Raw genomic sequence first — 1,554 nt, 5'->3', positions numbered from 1 at the left:
CGATGCGCTCGCCATTAGCGTCCATCCAGTCTAGCAGGGCCACGGTGCCATCCACCGCTTCGGCCTCCTCGTCGCCGGTGATCGCCAGCACGATAGAGCCATCCGGCGGGGTTTCGCGCACAAAATCAATCGCCGCCGCCGCAAAGGCCGCAACGCCGGATTTCATATCCGTTGTGCCACGGCCATACATAAACCCGTCGACGATTTCCGCCCCGAAGGGGTTGTGCGTCCAGTCATCAATATTGCCAATCGGCACCACATCGGTATGGCCGTTAAAGCCGAAGGTGCGGCCATTCTTGCCCTCGCCCCAGCGGGCAAACAGGTTGCACACCGCGCCACGGTCTACCCGCGTGGTCACAAACCCCGCCGCTGAAAGCAGCTTATCCAGCAGCCCCAAAGCCCCGCCCTCAATGGGCGTCACCGAGGCGCAGCGCACCAGGTCAGCGGTCAGCTTGACCGCATCAACCGACATCGAAAAACGGCGAGGTCATCGCCACCACAACAGAGTTTTCATCAATCGCCCGCTGCATCATCCCGCGTTCCTCGTCGTTAATATCATGCCCATCCGCAATCCGCTCCTCCAGCGTGCCGTAGCTCGATACATCCAGCGGCGCCAGCCCGCCTTGCTTCAAAATCGCCACGGTCTCGCGCACCGCCTCGGCCTCGTCCTTGGCCGCACAAAAGCACATCATCGCCGCGCCTGTTGCGTTTTCGGGCAGTCCGTCGCCATCTTTCCGGCCAATTTCGACCGTCAGGGTATATACGTTAATTTTATCAGTCATGTCCTAATCCCTCAGCAAATCATTGATCGAGGTCTTGCTCCGCGTCTGCGCATCCACCCGCTTCACAATAATCGCCGCATAAAGGTTCACGCCCCCTTTGCTCGGCATCGACCCCGCAACCACCACCGAGTAAGGCGGCACTTCGCCATACATCACCTCGCCGGTTTCACGGTCAACAATCTTGGTGGATTTCCCGATGAACACCCCCATGCCCAGCACCGAGCCTTCCCGCACAATGCAGCCCTCGACCACCTCCGAGCGCGCCCCGATGAAGCAGTTATCCTCGATAATCGTCGGCCCTGCCTGCATCGGCTCCAGCACGCCGCCAATGCCCACGCCGCCCGATAGGTGCACATGCTTGCCGATCTGCGCACAAGAGCCAACCGTAGCCCAGCCATCCACCATAGAGCCTTCACCGACATAAGCGCCGATATTTACAAAACTCGGCATCAGCACCACCCCGGGCGCAATATAGGCCGAACGCCGCACGATAGACCCCGGCACGGCCCGAAAGCCCGCCGCGCGCCACTGGTTCTCGCCCCAGCCCTGCCACTTGCTCGGCACCTTGTCCCACCAGCTGGCATTGCCGTTGCTGCCCTCGATCATCTCCATATCATTCAGCCGGAACGACAGCAGCACCGCCTTCTTGGCCCATTGGTTCACGTGCCATGCGCCACCCTCACGCGGCTCGGCGACCCGCAGCTTGCCGCTGTCGAGCGCCGTTAGCGTATCTTCGATGGCCTCGCGCACCTCGCCCTTGGTGGCAGGGCTG

At 61.5% G+C, this 1,554-nt stretch carries 3 protein-coding genes; all 3 read right to left on the bottom strand.

All coding sequences use genetic code 11. The features are described 5' to 3' along the window. Positions 1–472 (bottom strand): M20/M25/M40 family metallo-hydrolase (locus tag MVC20_RS07260; RefSeq protein ID WP_297539872.1); only part of this gene is annotated, 472 nt, incomplete at its 3' end. Further along, positions 462–782, bottom strand: a complete 321-nt coding sequence (locus MVC20_RS07255) for a hypothetical protein (RefSeq protein WP_297539870.1) — start codon at positions 780–782, stop codon at positions 462–464. The genes MVC20_RS07260 and MVC20_RS07255, both read right to left, overlap by 11 nt. 3 nt (positions 783–785) lie before the next feature. Continuing rightward, positions 786–1,554 (bottom strand): 2,3,4,5-tetrahydropyridine-2,6-dicarboxylate N-succinyltransferase (dapD, locus tag MVC20_RS07250; RefSeq protein ID WP_297539868.1); only part of this gene is annotated, 769 nt, incomplete at its 5' end.

This window comes from Roseovarius sp. (assembly GCF_027019125.1).
Lineage (GTDB): Bacteria > Pseudomonadota > Alphaproteobacteria > Rhodobacterales > Rhodobacteraceae > Roseovarius.
The sequence above is the reverse complement of the archived record's forward strand: the minus strand, read 5'-3'. Positions and strand labels throughout refer to the sequence as shown.